Source organism: Streptomyces sp. NPDC002643 (genome assembly GCF_053592555.1).
On the sequence record NZ_JBSFVY010000001.1, the window covers coordinates 473,186 to 490,637 of the forward strand.

Below are 17,452 nucleotides of genomic sequence, written 5' to 3' on the forward strand. Positions count from 1 at the left end.
AACGATGAGCAAGATCCTTATCCGTGGTGCGAAGGTGCTCGGTGGCGAGCCGCAGGACGTGCTGATCGGCGGTTCCGTCATCGAGGCCGTGGGCGCCGGGCTCTCCGACGAGGGCGCGGAAGTCGTCGAGGCGGATGGCAAGGTGCTGCTGCCCGGCCTCGTCGACCTGCACACCCATCTGCGGGAGCCCGGTCGTGAGGACTCCGAGACCGTGCTGACCGGTACGCGCGCGGCGGCCTCCGGCGGCTATACGGCCGTGTTCGCCATGGCCAACACCTTCCCCGTCGCCGACACCGCCGGCGTGGTCGAGCAGGTGTACCGGCTCGGCCAGGAGCACGGCTACTGCGATGTCCAGCCCATCGGCGCCGTCACCGTCGGCCTGGAGGGCAGGAAGCTCGCCGAGCTGGGCGCCATGCACGAGTCGGCGGCCGGGGTCACCGTCTTCTCCGACGACGGCAAGTGCGTCCACGACGCCGTGATCATGCGCCGGGCCCTGGAATATGTGAAGGCGTTCGGCGGTGTCGTCGCCCAGCACGCGCAGGAGCCGAGGCTGACCGAGGGCGCCGAGATGAACGAGGGCGTCGTCTCCGCCGAGCTGGGGCTCGGCGGCTGGCCCGCGGTGGCCGAAGAATCGATCATCGCCCGGGATGTCCTGCTCGCCGACCACGTGGGCTCCCGCGTCCACATCTGCCATCTGTCGACCGCCGGGTCCGTCGAGATCGTCCGCTGGGCCAAGTCGCGCGGCATCGACGTCACCGCCGAGGTCACCCCCCACCACCTCCTCCTCACGGACGAGCTGGTCCGCACGTACAACCCCGTCTACAAGGTGAACCCGCCGCTGCGCACCGAGCGCGACGTGCTGGCGCTGCGTGAGGCGCTCGCCGACGGCACGATCGACATCGTCGCCACCGACCACGCCCCGCACCCGCACGAGGACAAGGACTGCGAGTGGGGCGCGGCGGCCATGGGGATGGTGGGCCTGGAGACCGCGTTGTCGGTGGTCCAGGAGACCATGGTCGACACCGGGCTGCTCGACTGGGCGGGCGTCGCGGAGCGCATGTCCTTCAAGCCCGCGAAGATCGGCCGGGCCGCCGGTCATGGACGCCCCGTCTCGGCAGGTGAGCCCGCCAACCTCACGCTCGTCGACACGGCATACCGTGGGGCGGTGGACCCCGCGGGCTTCGCCTCGCGCAGCCGCAACACCCCGTACGAGGGCCGTGAGCTGCCGGGCCGTGTCACGCACACGTGGCTGCGGGGCAGGGCCACGCTCGTCGACGGGAAACTCACGTGACACCTGTACTGCTGCTGGCCGCCGAGAAGGAATCGGCCGAGGTCACCAACTGGGCCGGCCGTATCGGCTGGCTCGTCGGACTCGCCCTGTTCGTCGTGCTCGTCTACTGGCTGATGCGCGAGGGCTGGAAGTGGCGCGGCACGCTCCAGAGCGATCTGCCCGCCCTCCTCGACGCGCCGGACGAGCCCGGTCCCGTGAGACTGAGCATGAGCGGCCGCTACCACGGCTCCACCACGGCCGGGCAGTGGCTCGACCGGATCGTGGCGCACGGCCTGGGCACCCGCAGCCGCGTCGAGCTGACGCTCACGGACGCGGGCCTGGACGTCGTACGACCCGGGGCGACGGACTTCTTCGTCCCCGCCGAGGCGCTGCGCGAGGCCCGGCTCGACAAGGGCATCGCCGGCAAGGTCCTCACCGAGGGCGGGCTGCTGGTCGTCACCTGGGAGCACGGCGGCAGGCTGCTGGACTCCGGGTTCCGCTCCGACCGCGCGGCCGAGCACAACGAGTGGGTCGACGTCATTAACTCCATGATCAACAAGAAGACCGAAACGGAAGGCGCACGATGACGACCTCCACCAGGGGAGCCGGCAAGGTTCCCGCAGTACTCGTCCTGGAGGACGGCCGGATGTTCCGCGGCCGTGCCTACGGGGCCGTGGGGGTGACCTTCGGTGAGGCCGTGTTCTCCACCGGCATGACCGGCTACCAGGAGACCCTCACCGACCCGTCGTACCACCGCCAGGTCGTCGTGATGACCGCCCCGCACGTCGGCAACACCGGCGTCAACGACGAGGACCCGGAGAGCAAGCGCATCTGGGTCTCCGGCTATGTCGTACGCGACCCCGCGCGCGTGCCGTCCAACTGGCGCTCCCTGCGCTCGCTGGACGACGAACTGCGCGCCCAGGGCGTCGTCGGGATCTCCGGCATCGACACGCGCGCGTTGACCCGCCATCTGCGTGAGCGCGGCGCCATGCGCGTCGGCATCTTCTCCGGCAACGCCCTGCCCGACGAGGGCACCATGCTCACCGAGGTCCGCCAGGCCCCCGAGATGAAGGGTGCGAACCTCTCCGCCGAGGTCGCCACCGCGGAGCCGTACGTGGTCCCCGCGATCGGCGAGAAGCGGTTCACCGTCGCCGCCGTCGACCTCGGAATCAAGGGCATGACCCCGCACCGCATGGCCGAACGCGGCATCGAGGTGCATGTGCTGCCCGCCACGGCGACCGCCGAGGACGTCTACGCGGTCAACCCGGACGGGGTGTTCTTCTCCAACGGCCCCGGCGACCCGGCCACCGCCGACCACGCGGTCTCCGTGATGCGGGCGGTCCTGGAGCGCGGCACCCCGCTCTTCGGGATCTGCTTCGGCAACCAGATCCTCGGCCGCGCCCTCGGCTTCGGCACCTACAAGCTGAAGTACGGCCACCGGGGCATCAACCAGCCGGTGCAGGACCGTACGACCGGAAAGGTCGAGGTCACCGCGCACAACCACGGATTCGCCGTCGACGCCCCGCTCGACAAGGTCTCCGAGACCCCCTACGGCCGCGCCGAGGTCTCCCACGTCTGCCTCAACGACAACGTGGTGGAGGGGCTGCAGCTCCTCGACCGGCCGGCCTTCAGCGTCCAGTACCACCCCGAAGCGGCAGCGGGACCGCACGACGCCGCCTACCTGTTCGACCGCTTTGTGAAGCTCATGGAGGGCCAGCGTGCCTAAGCGCACCGATATCCAGTCCGTCCTGGTCATCGGCTCCGGCCCGATCGTCATCGGCCAGGCCGCCGAGTTCGACTACTCCGGCACCCAGGCCTGCCGCGTCCTGCGCTCCGAGGGCCTGCGCGTCGTCCTGGTCAACTCCAACCCGGCGACGATCATGACCGACCCGGAGATCGCCGACGCCACCTACGTCGAGCCGATCACCCCGGAGTTCGTCGAGAAGATCATCGCCAAGGAGCGCCCGGACGCCCTGCTCCCGACCCTCGGCGGCCAGACCGCGCTCAACACCGCGATCTCGCTGCACGAGAACGGGGTCCTGGAGAAGTACGGCGTCGAGCTGATCGGCGCCAACGTGGAGGCGATCCACAAGGGCGAGGACCGCGACCAGTTCAAGCTGGTCGTCGACGCGGTCAACGCCAAGATCGGCCACGGTGAGTCCGCGCGGTCCGTCATCTGTCACTCGATGGAGGACGTGCTCGCCGGTGTCGAGACGCTCGGCGGCTACCCGGTCGTCGTCCGACCCTCCTTCACCATGGGTGGCGCCGGTTCCGGTTTCGCGCACGACGAGGAGGAACTGCGCCGTATCGCCGGCCAGGGCCTCACGCTCTCCCCGACCACCGAGGTGCTCCTGGAGGAGTCCATCCTCGGCTGGAAGGAGTACGAGCTGGAGCTGATGCGCGACAAGCACGACAACGTGGTGGTCGTCTGCTCCATCGAGAACTTCGACCCGATGGGCGTCCACACCGGTGACTCGATCACCGTCGCGCCCGCGATGACGCTCACCGACCGCGAGTACCAGATCCTGCGGGACATCGGCATCGCCGTCATCCGCGAGGTCGGCGTCGACACCGGCGGCTGCAACATCCAGTTCGCCGTGAACCCGGTCGACGGCCGCGTCATCGTCATCGAGATGAACCCGCGCGTGTCGCGTTCCTCGGCCCTCGCCTCCAAGGCCACCGGCTTCCCGATCGCGAAGATCGCTGCCAAGCTGGCCGTCGGCTACACGCTCGACGAGATCCCGAACGACATCACCGAGCAGACCCCGGCGTCCTTCGAGCCGACGCTCGACTACGTGGTCGTCAAGGCGCCGCGCTTCGCGTTCGAGAAGTTCCCGTCCGCCGACTCCTCGCTGACCACGACCATGAAGTCGGTCGGCGAGGCCATGGCGATCGGCCGCAACTTCACCGAGGCCCTGCAGAAGGCGCTGCGCTCGCTGGAGACGAAGGGCAGCCAGTTCACCTTCGTAGGCGAGCCCGGCGACAAGGCGGAGCTGCTGCGCGAGGCGGTGCGGCCCACCGACGGCCGGATCAACACGGTCATGCAGGCCATCCGCGCGGGCGCCACGCAGGAAGAGGTCTTCGAGGCCACGAAGATCGACCCCTGGTTCGTCGACCAGCTCTTCCTGATCAAGGAGATCGCCGACGAGCTGGCCGCCGTCGAGCGCCTGGACGTCGAGCTGCTGGCCGAGGCCAAGCGGCATGGCTTCTCCGACCAGCAGATCGGTGAGATCCGGGGGCTGCGCGAGGACGTCGTGCGCGAGGTCCGGCACGCGCTGGGCGTACGCCCGGTGTACAAGACGGTCGACACGTGCGCCGCCGAGTTCGCGGCGAAGACGCCGTACTTCTACTCCTCCTACGACGAGGAGACCGAGGTCGCGTCCCGGACCAGGCCCGCCGTGATCATCCTCGGCTCCGGCCCGAACCGCATCGGCCAGGGCATCGAGTTCGACTACTCCTGCGTGCACGCCTCCTTCGCGCTGAGCGACGCCGGGTTCGAGACCGTGATGGTCAACTGCAACCCGGAGACCGTCTCCACGGACTACGACACCTCCGACCGGCTGTACTTCGAGCCGCTGACCCTCGAAGACGTGCTGGAGATCGTCCACGCCGAGTCGCTGGCGGGCCCGATCGCGGGCGTCGTCGTCCAGCTCGGCGGCCAGACCCCGCTGGGCCTGTCGCAGGCGCTCAAGGACAACGGCGTACCGATCGTCGGCACCTCCCCGGAGGCCATCCACGCGGCCGAGGACCGGGGCGCCTTCGGCCGCGTCCTCGCCGAGGCCGGACTCCCGGCTCCCAAGCACGGCACGGCCACCACCTTCGCCGAGGCCAAGGCCATCGCCGACGAGATCGGCTACCCGGTCCTCGTCCGGCCCTCGTACGTCCTCGGCGGACGCGGCATGGAGATCGTCTACGACGAGACCCGGCTGTCCTCCTACATCGCCGAGTCCACCGAGATCAGCCCCTCCCGGCCGGTCCTCGTCGACCGCTTCCTCGACGACGCCATCGAGATCGACGTCGACGCCCTGTACGACGGCGAGGAGCTGTACCTCGGCGGCGTGATGGAGCACATCGAGGAGGCCGGTATCCACTCGGGCGACTCGGCGTGCGCCCTGCCCCCGATCACCCTCGGCGGCTTCGACATCAAGCGCCTGCGCGCCTCCACCGAGGCCATCGCCAAGGGCGTCGGCGTCCGGGGCCTGATCAACATCCAGTTCGCGATGGCGGGCGACATCCTCTACGTGCTGGAGGCCAACCCGCGCGCCTCCCGCACGGTCCCCTTCACCTCCAAGGCGACCGCCGTACCGCTCGCCAAGGCCGCTGCCCGGATCTCGCTGGGCGCGACCATCGCCGAACTGCGGGCGGAAGGGCTGCTTCCGGCGACCGGCGACGGCGGGGAACTCCCGCTCGACGCGCCGATCTCCGTCAAGGAGGCCGTGATGCCGTGGTCGCGCTTCCGCGACATCCAGGGACGCGGCGTCGACACCGTCCTCGGCCCGGAGATGCGCTCCACCGGCGAGGTCATGGGCATCGACTCGGTCTTCGGCACGGCGTACGCCAAGTCGCAGGCCGGGGCGTACGGGCCGCTGCCCACCAAGGGCCGCGCGTTCATCTCGGTCGCCAACCGCGACAAGCGCTCGATGATCTTCCCGGCGCGCGAACTGGTCGCCCACGGCTTCGAGTTGCTCGCCACCTCCGGCACGGCCGAGGTCCTCAGGCGCAACGGCATCAACGCCACCGTCGTCCGCAAGCAGTCCGAGGGCACCGGCCCGAACGGCGAGCGGACCATCGTCCAGCTCATCCACGACGGCGAGGTCGACCTCATCGTCAACACCCCGTACGGCACCGGTGGCCGCCTCGACGGCTACGACATCCGTACGGCCGCCGTGGCGCGCTCGGTGCCCTGCCTGACCACGGTCCAGGCGCTCGCCGCGGCCGTCCAGGGCATCGACGCCCTCAACCACGGTGACGTCGGCGTCCGCTCACTCCAGGAACACGCCGAACACCTGACCGCGGCCCGCGACTAGCAGCCCGAGGGGGACACCGGAAACGGTGTCCCCCTCTTCGTGAGGCTCTTCAGGCCTCAAGAGGACAGTGACTGATGTACAAGCTTTTCTTCCGTCTGGTTTTCAAACGCATGGACCCTGAGGAGGCCCACCACCTGGCCTTCCGCTGGATTCGTCTCGCCGCCCGCGTCCCCGTCCTGCGCACCTTCACGGCCGCCGCGCTCGCGCCCCGCTACGAGGAACTGCGCACGGAGGCCTTCGGGCTGCGGATGCACGGCCCCTTCGGCCTCGCCGCCGGTTTCGACAAGAACGCGATCGCCGTCGACGGCATGTCGATGCTCGGTTTCGACCACGTCGAGATCGGCACGGTCACGGGTGAGGCGCAGCCCGGCAATCCCAAGAAGCGGCTGTTCCGGCTGGTCGCCGACCGCGCCCTGATCAACCGCATGGGCTTCAACAACGAGGGCTCGCTCGCCGTCGCTGCCCGTCTGGCCTCCCGTACGGCCGTCTTCAAGACCGTCGTGGGCGTCAACATCGGCAAGACCAAGGTCGTCCCCGAGGAGGAAGCCGCCGCCGACTATGTGAAGTCCACCGAGCGGCTTGCGCCCTACGCCGACTACCTGGTCGTCAACGTCTCCTCGCCCAACACCCCCGGCCTGCGCAACCTCCAGGCGACGGAAGCCCTGCGGCCCCTGCTGACCGCCGTCCGCGAGGCCGCCGACCGTACGGTGCGCACCCGCCGGGTGCCGCTGCTCGTGAAGATCGCGCCGGACCTCGCCGACGAGGACATCGACGCCGTCGCCGACCTCGCCGTGGAACTGGGCCTGGACGGGATCATCGCCACGAACACCACCATCGCGCGCGAGGGCCTCGGTTTGAAATCCGAACCCTCCCTGGTCAAAGAGACGGGCGGCCTCTCCGGCGCCCCCCTGAAGGCCCGCTCCCTCGCGGTCCTGCGCCGTCTCTACGCGCGCGTGGGCGACCGGATCACCCTGGTCGGCGTCGGCGGCGTCGAGAACGCCGAGGACGTCTGGCAGCGCATCCTCGCCGGCGCCACCCTGGTCCAGGGCTACAGCGCCTTCATCTACGAGGGCCCCTTCTGGGCGCGCGCCATCCACAAGGGCCTCGCCGCCCGGTTGCGCACCAGCCCCTACGCCACGCTCGCCGACGCGATCGGCGCCGACGTCAGGAAGAAGACGGCATGACCGAGACCTTCGGCGCCCGGCTGCGCCGAGCCATGGACGAGCGCGGCCCCCTGTGCGTCGGCATCGACCCGCACGCCTCCCTGCTGACGTCCTGGGGCCTGGACGACGACGTGGCCGGTCTGGAGCGCTTCAGCCGCACGGTCGTCGAGGCGCTGGCGGACAGCGTGGCCGTCTTCAAGCCGCAGAGCGCGTTCTTCGAGCGCTTCGGCTCGCGCGGCATCGCCGTCCTGGAGAAGTCGGTCCAGGAGGCGCGGTCCGCCGGTGCCCTCGTCGTCATGGATGCCAAGCGCGGCGACATCGGCTCCACCATGGCCGCGTACGCCGAGACCTTCCTGCGCAAGGACGCCCCCCTGTTCTCGGACGCCCTGACGGTCTCGCCGTACCTGGGCTACGGCTCCCTGAAGCCCGCCGTGGACCTCGCGCGCGAGAGCGGCGCCGGGCTGTTCGTGCTGGCGCTGACCTCCAACCCGGAGGGCGGCGAGGTCCAGCACGCTCTGCGGGAGGACGGGCGGAACGTGGGGGCGACGATGCTCGCGCACCTCGCGGCCGAGAACGCCCGGGAGACGCCCATGGGGTCCTTCGGTGCCGTCGTCGGCGCCACGCTGGGTGACCTGTCGTCGTACGACCTGAACATCAACGGACCTCTTCTCGCGCCCGGGATCGGTGCCCAGGGGGCCACGCCGGCCGATCTCCCCGGGGTCTTCGGGGCCGCTGTGCGCAATGTGGTTCCGAACGTCAGCCGAGGTGTTCTCCGTCACGGTCCCGACGTCGTCGCGCTGCGTGACGCGGCGAATCGCTTCGCGGAGGAGATCAGAGCCGCGTCGACGGCGGTCTGAAACCTCCGATGAGTGGGCCGGGGGTCGGTTACCGGACGCCTTGAGTCTGAATACATCCTCAAATCCGGGGCGATATGCCGGTTATGTCCGACTCCAGGGAGGCTGACCAGGACTTTTCCGCTGTTCTCGCTGACTCTGGCGGAGTTGGCCGCTAGTCTCCGAGCAGTGGGGGCACCTCCCGCTCCCGCAGGTAGTGGGGGAGAAACGGGCAAGCGTGTTGCTCGTGGCTCCCCAGGTGTGGGGCGACTAGGTTCCTCACCGGTCCGTATCCGACAGTTCGACATCCGAGGTGACGTAGGCGTGGCTCTTCCGCCCCTTACCCCTGAACAGCGCGCAGCCGCGCTCGAAAAGGCCGCCGCGGCTCGCCGGGAGCGGGCCGAGGTCAAGAATCGACTCAAGCACTCCGGCGCCTCCCTGCACGAGGTCATCAAGCAGGGCCAGGAGAACGACGTCATCGGCAAGATGAAGGTCTCCGCCCTCCTTGAGTCCCTGCCGGGCGTGGGCAAGGTCCGCGCCAAGCAGATCATGGAACGACTCGGCATCTCCGAGAGCCGCCGGGTTCGCGGCCTCGGCTCCAACCAGATCGCTTCCCTGGAGCGTGAATTCGGCAGCACCGGTTCCTGATCCCGCCCCCTGGCGGGAAGGGAGTCCCGGACACTCCGGGATTGCTGGAATAATCGCTGCATGGCTGCAACATTCCGGGGGACGACCCCCGAGCCCCCGGACGTACGTCCGCGGCTGACCGTGCTCTCCGGCCCCTCAGGGGTCGGTAAGAGCACGGTCGTCGCCCATATGCGCAAGGCGCACCCCGAGGTCTGGCTCTCGGTGTCGGCGACGACCCGCAAGCCGCGCCCCGGCGAGCAGCACGGAGTCCACTACTTCTTCGTCTCCGACGACGAGATGGACAAGCTGATCGCCAACAGCGAGCTGCTGGAATGGGCCGAGTTCGCCGGCAACCGCTACGGCACCCCGCGGGCCGCCGTGATCGAGCGCCTGGAGCGGGGTGAGCCCGTTCTGCTGGAGATCGACCTCCAGGGCGCCCGACAGGTCCGCGAGACCATGCCCGACGCCCAACTGGTGTTCCTGGCCCCGCCCTCCTGGGAGGAGCTGGTGCGCCGACTCACCGGGCGGGGCACCGAGCCGCCCGAGGTGATCGAACGCCGTCTGGACGCGGCGAAGGTCGAACTGGCGGCCGAGCCGGAGTTCGACGAGACCTTGGTCAACACCTCCGTCGAGGATGTGGCGCGCGAGCTGCTAGCCTTGATGGACGTTGTGTGATCACGGTCGTGTGATCGTGACTGTGTGATCATGAAAGATCCTTTCCCACCCATCGGAAGGTAGAGCGTGTCCTCTTCCATCTCCGCGCCCGAGGGCATCATCAACCCGCCGATCGACGAGTTGCTTGAGGCCACCGACTCGAAGTACAGCCTCGTGATCTACGCGGCCAAGCGTGCCCGCCAGATCAACGCGTACTACTCGCAGCTCGGCGAGGGCCTCCTTGAGTACGTCGGTCCCCTCGTCGACACCCACGTCCACGAGAAGCCGCTCTCGATCGCCCTGCGCGAGATCAACGCGGGTCTGCTGACGTCCGAGGCCATCGAGGGCCCCGCATAAGTCGTATGGGCAGATCGCGGTAGGTTTATCCACAGGCCCGGCAACGCGTTGCCGGGCCTGTGGTGTGTCATGGAGTCGTACGTTGTCGAGTGCGGGGAGAGACCGTGACCAAGCCGAAGGTCGTTCTGGGAGTCAGTGGCGGCATCGCCGCGTACAAGGCGTGTGAGCTGCTGCGCCGGCTGACCGAGTCCGGGCATGACGTCCGTGTCGTCCCCACCGACTCCGCGCTGCACTTCGTCGGCGCCGCCACCTGGTCCGCTCTCTCCGGCCACCCCGTCTCGACCGAGGTGTGGGACGGCGTCCACGAGGTGCCCCACGTCCGGATCGGCCAGGAGGCCGATCTCGTGGTCGTGGCCCCCGCGACGGCCGACATCCTCGCCAAGGCCGCCCACGGCCTCGCCGACGACCTCCTCACCAACACCCTCCTCACCGCCCGCTGCCCGGTCGTCTTCGCACCCGCGATGCACACCGAGATGTGGGAACACCCGGCCACCCAGGAGAACGTGGCGACGCTCCGCCGCCGCGGCGCCCTCGTCATCGAGCCCGCCGTGGGCCGACTCACCGGCGTCGACACGGGCAAGGGCCGACTGCCCGACCCCGGGGAGATCTTCGAGATCTGCCGCCGGGTGCTGGCCCGGGGCGTCACCCGGCCGGACCTCACCGGCCGCCATGTCGTCGTCAGCGCCGGCGGCACCCGCGAGCCCCTCGACCCGGTCCGCTTCCTCGGCAACCGCTCCTCCGGCAAACAGGGATACGCCCTGGCGCGTACGGCCGCCGCCCGGGGCGCCCGGGTCACCCTGATCGAGGCGAACACCGGGCTGCCCGACCCCGCGGGCGTGGACGTCGTACGGGTCGGCACGGCCGTCCAGATGCGCGAGGCGGTGCTCAAGGCCGCACCGGACGCCGATGTCGTGGTGATGGCCGCCGCGGTCGCCGACTTCCGACCGGAGACCTACGCCACCGGCAAGATCAAGAAGAAGGACGGACAGGACCCCGAGCCGATCGTCCTGGTACGGAATCCGGACATCCTCGCGGAGATATCGGCCGACCGCCCCCGGCCAGGACAGCTCGTCGTCGGCTTCGCCGCCGAGACCGACGACGTCCTCGCCAACGGCCGCGCCAAACTCGAACGCAAGGGATGCGACTTTCTCGTGGTGAACGAGGTGGGAGAGCGCAAAACCTTCGGCTCCGAGGAGAACGAGGCGGTGGTGCTGGGAGCCGACGGAAGTGAGACTCCGGTGCCGTACGGACCCAAGGAAGCCCTGGCCGAAACCGTATGGGACCTGGTCGCGAACCGGCTTGACTGACTGTTCGATTCCCGCCACGCCCCCCTGGAACCTGACACATTGAGGCGTGGCGACCCTGGCGGACACCGGTGGCCTATGGGCAGAATGCACGTGCCGCAGGTCACAGAGCTCCCGAGAGGCGAGACAGATGGGCCCGTGGCCGAGCCCGACCGATAAACTGTTCTCGGACGGCGCCGGGCGCAGCCCCCTGCCCGTCCGCCAATGATCAGCCAGCAGCCGCTGCAACCCCAGGGAGCGTTGTGTCCCGTCGCCTGTTCACCTCGGAGTCCGTGACCGAGGGTCACCCCGACAAGATCGCTGACCAGATCAGCGATGCCATTCTCGATGCGCTGCTGCGCGAGGACCCCCGGTCCCGCGTCGCGGTGGAGACGCTCATCACGACCGGCCTGGTGCATGTGGCCGGCGAGGTCACGACCAAGGCCTACGCACCGATCGCCCAGCTGGTCCGCGACACGATCCTGGCGATCGGCTACGACTCCTCGAAGAAGGGCTTCGACGGAGCTTCCTGTGGTGTGTCGGTGTCCATCGGCTCCCAGTCCCCCGACATCGCGCAGGGCGTCGACACGGCGTACGAGAACCGGGTCGAGGGCGATGAGGACGAGCTCGACAAGCAGGGCGCCGGTGACCAGGGCCTGATGTTCGGCTACGCGACGGACGAGACGCCGACGCTGATGCCGCTCCCGATCTTCCTGGCCCACCGTCTGTCGAAGCGCCTCTCCGAGGTCCGCAAGAACGGCACCATCCCCTACCTGCGCCCCGACGGCAAGACGCAGGTCACCATCGAGTACGACGGCGACAAGGCGGTCCGCCTCGACACGGTCGTCGTCTCCTCGCAGCACGCCAGCGACATCGACCTGGAGTCCCTCCTCGCCCCCGACATCCGCGAGTTCGTGGTGGAGCCGGAGCTGAAGGCGCTGCTCGACGAGGGCATCAAGCTGGACACCGAGGGCTACCGCCTCCTGGTCAACCCGACCGGCCGCTTCGAGATCGGCGGCCCGATGGGCGACGCCGGCCTCACCGGCCGCAAGATCATCATCGACACCTACGGCGGTATGGCCCGCCACGGTGGCGGTGCCTTCTCCGGCAAGGACCCGTCCAAGGTGGACCGCTCGGCGGCCTACGCGATGCGCTGGGTCGCGAAGAACGTCGTGGCGGCGGGCCTCGCCTCCCGCTGCGAGGTCCAGGTGGCCTACGCCATCGGCAAGGCCGAGCCCGTCGGTCTGTTCGTCGAGACCTTCGGCACCGCCAAGGTCGACACCGACAAGATCGAGAAGGCGATCGAGGAGGTCTTCGACCTCCGTCCGGCCGCCATCATCCGCGACCTCGACCTGCTGCGCCCGATCTACGGCCAGACCGCCGCGTACGGCCACTTCGGCCGCGAGCTGCCCGACTTCACCTGGGAGCGCACCGACCGCGTGGACGCCCTGCGCGAGGCTGTGGGGCTGTAGGCGGTACGACTCGACGGTTCGTCACGAGGTCCGGCATCCCTTCGGGGGTGCCGGACCTCGGCGCGTTCCGGGCCCGACGGCCGCGGGGACGGGCGGTCCTCGGCGGGTCGATCGGGGCGGCTCGGTTGTCAGTGGGGTTTGGAAGAATGCTGGTGTGAGCAGCGAGGACGGGAAGGGCGGGGGCGGCGCGGGGCCGGAGCAGCTCGCGTTCATTCGTGAGGCCGTGCGCAAGGCCAAGGCGCCCAGGGCCAAGCCGCGCACGTGGCGGGGGGCCGCGTTGGCCAAGGAGCTGCCGGTCGCACGGGTGCTCGTCGACAAGGGGGTGCTGCATCTCGATCGGTACTTCGACTACGCCGTGCCGGAGGAGTTGGACGCCGCAGCCCAGCCGGGGGTGCGGGTGCGGGTGCGGTTCGGGGCCGGGGGGCGCAATGTTCGGGAGGGGCGGCGGGAGGGCGGCTCGCTGATCGACGGGTTTCTCGTCGAGAGGGTCGCGGAGTCGGATTACGCGGGGCCGCTGGCCGCGCTCGCGCAGGTCGTGTCGCCCGAGCCCGTGCTCGGCCCGGAGCTGCTGGGGCTCGCCCGGGCTGTGGCGGACCGCTATGCCGGGAGCCTTGCCGACGTGCTGCAACTGGCGGTTCCACCTCGGCACGCCAAGGCGGAGGCAGTGGAGATGGGAGGACCTCCGCCCGTTCCGGCACCGCCGGAGGTGGGGTCCTGGCAGCGGTACGGGCGCGGGCCCGAGTTCCTGCGGGCGCTGTCCGGCGGGGGTGCGCCCAGGGCCGTGTGGACGGCGTTGCCCGGGCCGGAGTGGGCCGAGGAGATCGGGCGGGCCGTTCAGGCGACCTTGGCCTCGGGGCGGGGGGCGCTCGTCGTCGTCCCGGCCGGGCGGCCCGCCGCCCGGGTCGACGAGGCGCTGCGCGGCCTGCTGGGGGAGGGACAGCATGCGCTGCTGACCGCCGACGCCGGGCAGCAGCGGCGGTATCGGGAGTGGCTGGCCGTGCGGCGCGGGGCCGTACGGGCCGTCGTGGGGACACGGGCAGCCATGTTCGCGCCGGTGCGGAACCTCGGGCTGGTGGTGGTCTGGGACGACGGGGACGCGAGCCACAGTGATGACAACGCGCCGTTTCCGCATGTGCGGGAGGTGCTGGAACTACGGGCCGCTCGGGACAAGTGCGCCTTTCTGCTGGGGAGTTGGAGCTGCACGGTCGAGGCCGCCCAGCTCGTCGAGAGCGGGTGGGCCGCGCCGATCGTCGCCGAGCGGGAGCAGGTGCGGGCCGCGGCGCCGTTGGTGCGGACCGTGGGGGACGGGGAGCTGGCGCGGGACGAGGCCGCGAGAGCGGCTCGGTTGCCGAGCCTCGCATGGCAGGTGGCCCGGGAGGGGTTGCGGAGCGGGCCCGTGCTGGTGCAGGTGCCTCGGCGCGGGTATGTGCCGCGGCTGGCCTGTGCCCGCTGCCGGGAGCCCGCGCGGTGTCGGCACTGCGCGGGGCCGCTGGAGGCGCGCGACGGTGCCGGGGCGCTGGTGTGCGGGTGGTGCGGGCGTGAGGAGGGCGGCTGGTTCTGCACCGAGTGCGGGGGCCGGCGGCTGAGGGCTCAGGTCGTGGGGGCGCGGCGCACCGCCGAGGAACTGGGGCGGGCCTTTCCCGCGGTGCCGGTGCGGACCTCCGGGCGCGAGCATGTGCTGGACACCGTGCCGGGGGCGCCCGCGCTGGTCGTGAGCACACCGGGGGCCGAGCCGGTCGCCGAGGGCGGGTACGCCGCCGCGCTGCTGCTCGACGGCTGGGCCATGCTCGGACGACCCGATCTACGGGCCGGTGAGGAAGCGCTGCGGCGATGGATCGGTGTCGCCGCGCTCGTACGGGACCAGGGGGCGGGCGGCACGGTCGTCGTGGTTGCCGAACCCACGCTGCGGCCCGTGCAGGCGCTCGTACGGTGGGACCCGGTCGGGCATGCGGTGCGGGAACTCTCGGAGCGGGCCGAGCTGGGGTTTCCGCCGGTGTCCCGGATGGCTGCGGTCTCTGGGCCGGTCGGGGTCGTCGTCGACTTCCTCGACGGGGTCGAACTTCCGGTGGATGCCGAGGTGTTGGGGCCGGTGCCGTTGCCGGTGACCGAGGTCGGGCGGCAGCGGAGGGTGGGGGGACCGCCGCCGGGGGAGCGGTGGGAGCGGGCGCTGGTTCGGGTGCCGCCCGGGAGTGGGGCGGCTCTGGCGGTGGCGCTCAAGAGCGCTCAGGCGATGCGGATGGCGCGTGGGGGGAGCGACGGGGTGCGGATTCGGGTCGATCCGCTGGATATCGGGTGAGGTGGATGGTGGTGGGCGGTGTGGGATGGGGGGTGCACTTGGTTGGTGGTGGGTGCCGTCAGTGGGTGAGAGGGGCTTCGTCGGTGGGTGCCGTCAAAGGGGGAGTGGGCTTCGTCGGTGGGTGGCGGGTTCTGGTGGTTGGGGAGACATCCGCCGGGAGCGAGTTGCGCCAGGTGCGGGGTGGCCTGAATTCGGTGGGGGGGGGAGGTCGGTTGGGGGCTCGCGACGGCAACTCCCGGAGGCGGTACGGGACTGACACTCGGCGGTGGTGCGGGACTGCCTCCCGGTGGGGTGCCGGGAGGCAGTGGGTGTGGTCAGCCGTTGCGGGGGCCGGGGAAGGGGGTGGGTCTCGCCTCGTCTCGTAGCGTGGGGCTGCCCGCTGTCGGCTGGGTCGGCATTTGCGCGGGCATCTGGCTCGGCATGGAGCGGGCGGCCGGCACCGTGGGGATTCCGGGGGCGACGTTGACCGTGCGGGTGCCCTGGGGTTCCCCCGTGCGTTCCGCCTCCGCCGCGGCCTGGGCGGCGGCCCGTCGGGCGCCGTAGCGGCGGTGCACCGCCTGCTTGGTCACCCCCAGGGCCGAACCCACCGCGTCCCAGGAGAAGCCGAGGGAACGGTCGAAGTCCACGGCCGCCGTGACCAGGGTCTCGACACTGTCGCGCAGCTCCTGGGCGAGGCGGACGGTCGGGGCGGGGGCGCGTCCGTAGACGACGAAGCCCGTGGCGGGGCCGGAGCGGCGCGGGCGGTAGACGTTGCCCAATTGGGCGGTGAGGGTGCGCAGTGCGTCCACCTGCCGGCGGACCCGCTCGATGTCCCGCACCAGCAAGTGCAGGCTGGCCCGAGCCTGGGCGTCGTGGGTTGCGTGGTCGGCCATGAACAAGCCTCTCGAACCGGCGTTGAAAAGGATGTGCCGCGAATGCGGCCCGTGATGCGTAGTGGTCGTGCGTGGTGGTCGTGCGTGGTGCGTGGTGGTCAACTCTTTCTTGACCAACGCGAATTCGCTCCGCTGGTCACGGTGTGGGGGCGTATGGGCATATGCGTGGGGCGCGTGGGGGGTGATGCGCTCCCGCCTGCGGCTGGGCTTGGGCGGGTTTCTTGCCCACCCGCCCGCCCGTGCGACTCGGCTGGGGAGTGCGGGTTTCCTGTGGGGGTTGGGCGCCATACGCGGCTGTCGGGTTGTGGGTGGGTGCCTAATGGGGTGGGGGTGCCTCCGGGGCGGCGGGTGCCGGTTGTTTGTGGCTGAGCGCGCAGTTCCCCGCGCCCCTTCAGGGCGCAGTTCCCCGCGCCCCTTCAGGGGGCAGCTCCCCGCGTCCCTTCGGGGGGCAGCTCCCCGCGCCCCTTCGGGGTGTGGTTCCCTGCGCCCCTTCAGGGCGCTGCTCCTCACGTTTCTTCGGGGTGCGGGGGTCCGTGGCCCCTCGGGGTGCAGCGTGGTGGGGTGGGCGGGGGTCATAAACTGGTGTGTTGTTCCGTCGTTGGGTGCGGGGCTTACGGAAATCCGTTCGAGAGGCCGACAGTTATTCATGAGGCTTGTTTTCGCTGGTACTCCTGAGGTCGCTGTTCCTGCTCTGGATGCCCTGATGGCGTCGGGGCGGCATGAGGTGGTGGCCGTGGTGACGCGGCCGGACGCGCCGGCGGGGCGGGGGCGGCGGCTGGTCGCGAGTCCTGTGGCGCAGCGGGCCGAGGAGGCCGGTATCGAGGTGCTCAAGCCGAGTCGGCCGAGGGACGAGGAGTTTCTCGCGCGGCTTCGGGAGATCGGGCCCGACTGCTGTCCGGTGGTGGCGTACGGGGCCCTGCTGCCGCGCGTCGCGCTCGATGTGCCCGTTCATGGGTGGGTGAATCTGCACTTCTCGCTGCTGCCCGCCTGGCGCGGAGCCGCTCCCGTGCAGCACTCGATCATGGCGGGGGACGAGATCACCGGGGCCTCCACCTTCCTGATCGAGGAGGGTCTCGACTCCGGGCCCGTCTACGGGACGGTCACCGAGGAGATCCGGCACACCGATACGAGCGGCGATCTGCTGACCCGGCTCGCCTTCGCGGGGGCCGGACTGCTCGCCGCCACCATGGACGGGATCGAGGACGGGACGCTCAAGGCCGTGCCGCAGCCCGCCGACGGCATCACCCTGGCACCGAAGATCACCGTCGAGGACGCGCAGATCGACTGGGCCGCGCCCGCGCTCCGCGTCGACCGGGTCGTGCGCGGGTGCACCCCCGCGCCGGGGGCCTGGACCACGTTCCGGGGCGAGCGGCTGAAGCTCATCCAGGTCGCGCCGGTGCCCGAGCGGACCGAGCTCGCGCCCGGCGCGTTGGAGGTCGGCAAGAACAACGTGTACGTCGGGACCGGCTCGTACGCCGTCGAACTGCTCTGGGTGCAGGCGCAGGGCAAGAAGCCGATGCGGGCCGCCGACTGGGCGCGCGGGGTGCGGATCGCCTCCGGGGAGGCGGTGGGGGGCTAGGCGCAGGCCGTAGCCGTGG

The 17,452-nt window shown here is 70.6% G+C and carries 14 protein-coding genes; 13 read left to right on the plus strand and 1 reads right to left on the minus strand.

All coding sequences use genetic code 11. From position 1 onward, the window contains the following. The first annotated feature begins 4 nt into the window (after nt 1-4). The 12 genes from ACWD4G_RS02105 to ACWD4G_RS02160 all read left to right on the plus strand — a co-directional run bounded on the left by ACWD4G_RS02105 (nt 5) and on the right by ACWD4G_RS02160 (nt 14,982). Complete coding sequence (locus ACWD4G_RS02105; RefSeq protein ID WP_451290167.1) at nt 5-1,291, plus strand: dihydroorotase; 1,287 nt, start codon at nt 5-7, stop codon at nt 1,289-1,291. Continuing rightward, nucleotides 1,288-1,857, plus strand: a complete 570-nt coding sequence (locus ACWD4G_RS02110; protein WP_451290168.1) for a PH-like domain-containing protein — start codon at nt 1,288-1,290, stop codon at nt 1,855-1,857. The genes ACWD4G_RS02105 and ACWD4G_RS02110 overlap by 4 nt, the downstream gene beginning before the upstream one ends. Further along, nucleotides 1,854-2,996, plus strand: a complete 1,143-nt coding sequence (gene carA / locus ACWD4G_RS02115) for a glutamine-hydrolyzing carbamoyl-phosphate synthase small subunit (RefSeq protein WP_451290170.1) — start codon at nt 1,854-1,856, stop codon at nt 2,994-2,996. Before ACWD4G_RS02110 ends, carA begins: the two co-directional genes overlap by 4 nt. Further along, nucleotides 2,989-6,297: a carbamoyl-phosphate synthase large subunit gene (gene carB, locus ACWD4G_RS02120; RefSeq protein ID WP_451290171.1), complete on the plus strand. Its 3,309-nt coding sequence runs from the start codon at nt 2,989-2,991 to the stop codon at nt 6,295-6,297. The genes carA and carB overlap by 8 nt, the downstream gene beginning before the upstream one ends. 74 nt (nt 6,298-6,371) lie before the next feature. Next, nucleotides 6,372-7,481, plus strand: a complete 1,110-nt coding sequence (locus ACWD4G_RS02125) for a quinone-dependent dihydroorotate dehydrogenase (RefSeq protein ID WP_451290173.1) — start codon at nt 6,372-6,374, stop codon at nt 7,479-7,481. Next, the gene (pyrF, locus tag ACWD4G_RS02130; protein WP_451290174.1) at nt 7,478-8,317 is read left to right on the plus strand and encodes an orotidine-5'-phosphate decarboxylase; all 840 of its coding nucleotides are present in this window, start codon (nt 7,478-7,480) and stop codon (nt 8,315-8,317) included. The genes ACWD4G_RS02125 and pyrF overlap by 4 nt, the downstream gene beginning before the upstream one ends. Nucleotides 8,318-8,617: 300 nt before the next feature. Further along, nucleotides 8,618-8,941 carry an integration host factor gene (locus ACWD4G_RS02135; RefSeq protein ID WP_003977346.1) on the plus strand — a complete coding sequence of 108 codons (324 nt, stop codon included), beginning with the start codon at nt 8,618-8,620 and terminating at the stop codon, nt 8,939-8,941. 60 nt (nt 8,942-9,001) lie between these two features. Continuing rightward, on the plus strand, nt 9,002-9,595 hold the full coding sequence (gene gmk, locus ACWD4G_RS02140; protein ID WP_451290176.1) for a guanylate kinase: 594 nt from the start codon (nt 9,002-9,004) through the stop codon (nt 9,593-9,595). 66 nt (nt 9,596-9,661) lie between these two features. Beyond that, nucleotides 9,662-9,931, plus strand: a complete 270-nt coding sequence (gene rpoZ / locus ACWD4G_RS02145; protein ID WP_257547626.1) for a DNA-directed RNA polymerase subunit omega — start codon at nt 9,662-9,664, stop codon at nt 9,929-9,931. Between the two features lie 104 nt (nt 9,932-10,035). Continuing rightward, nucleotides 10,036-11,238, plus strand: coding sequence for a bifunctional phosphopantothenoylcysteine decarboxylase/phosphopantothenate--cysteine ligase CoaBC (coaBC, locus tag ACWD4G_RS02150; protein ID WP_451290178.1), 1,203 nt, complete (start codon nt 10,036-10,038; stop codon nt 11,236-11,238). Between the two features lie 239 nt (nt 11,239-11,477). Beyond that, on the plus strand, nt 11,478-12,686 hold the full coding sequence (gene metK / locus ACWD4G_RS02155) for a methionine adenosyltransferase (protein ID WP_451290179.1): 1,209 nt from the start codon (nt 11,478-11,480) through the stop codon (nt 12,684-12,686). A gap of 154 nt (nt 12,687-12,840) precedes the next feature. Beyond that, on the plus strand, nt 12,841-14,982 hold the full coding sequence (locus tag ACWD4G_RS02160; RefSeq protein WP_451290180.1) for a primosomal protein N': 2,142 nt from the start codon (nt 12,841-12,843) through the stop codon (nt 14,980-14,982). Nucleotides 14,983-15,296: 314 nt separating this feature from the next. On the opposite strand, the gene ACWD4G_RS02165 is transcribed toward ACWD4G_RS02160, so the two are convergent. After that, nucleotides 15,297-15,854, minus strand: a complete 558-nt coding sequence (locus ACWD4G_RS02165; RefSeq protein WP_451290181.1) for a hypothetical protein — start codon at nt 15,852-15,854, stop codon at nt 15,297-15,299. 646 nt (nt 15,855-16,500) lie between these two features. Between ACWD4G_RS02165 and fmt the strand changes: the two genes are divergently transcribed. Next, the gene (gene fmt, locus ACWD4G_RS02170; protein ID WP_451290182.1) at nt 16,501-17,433 is read left to right on the plus strand and encodes a methionyl-tRNA formyltransferase; all 933 of its coding nucleotides are present in this window, start codon (nt 16,501-16,503) and stop codon (nt 17,431-17,433) included. The last annotated feature ends 19 nt before the right edge of the window (nt 17,434-17,452 follow it).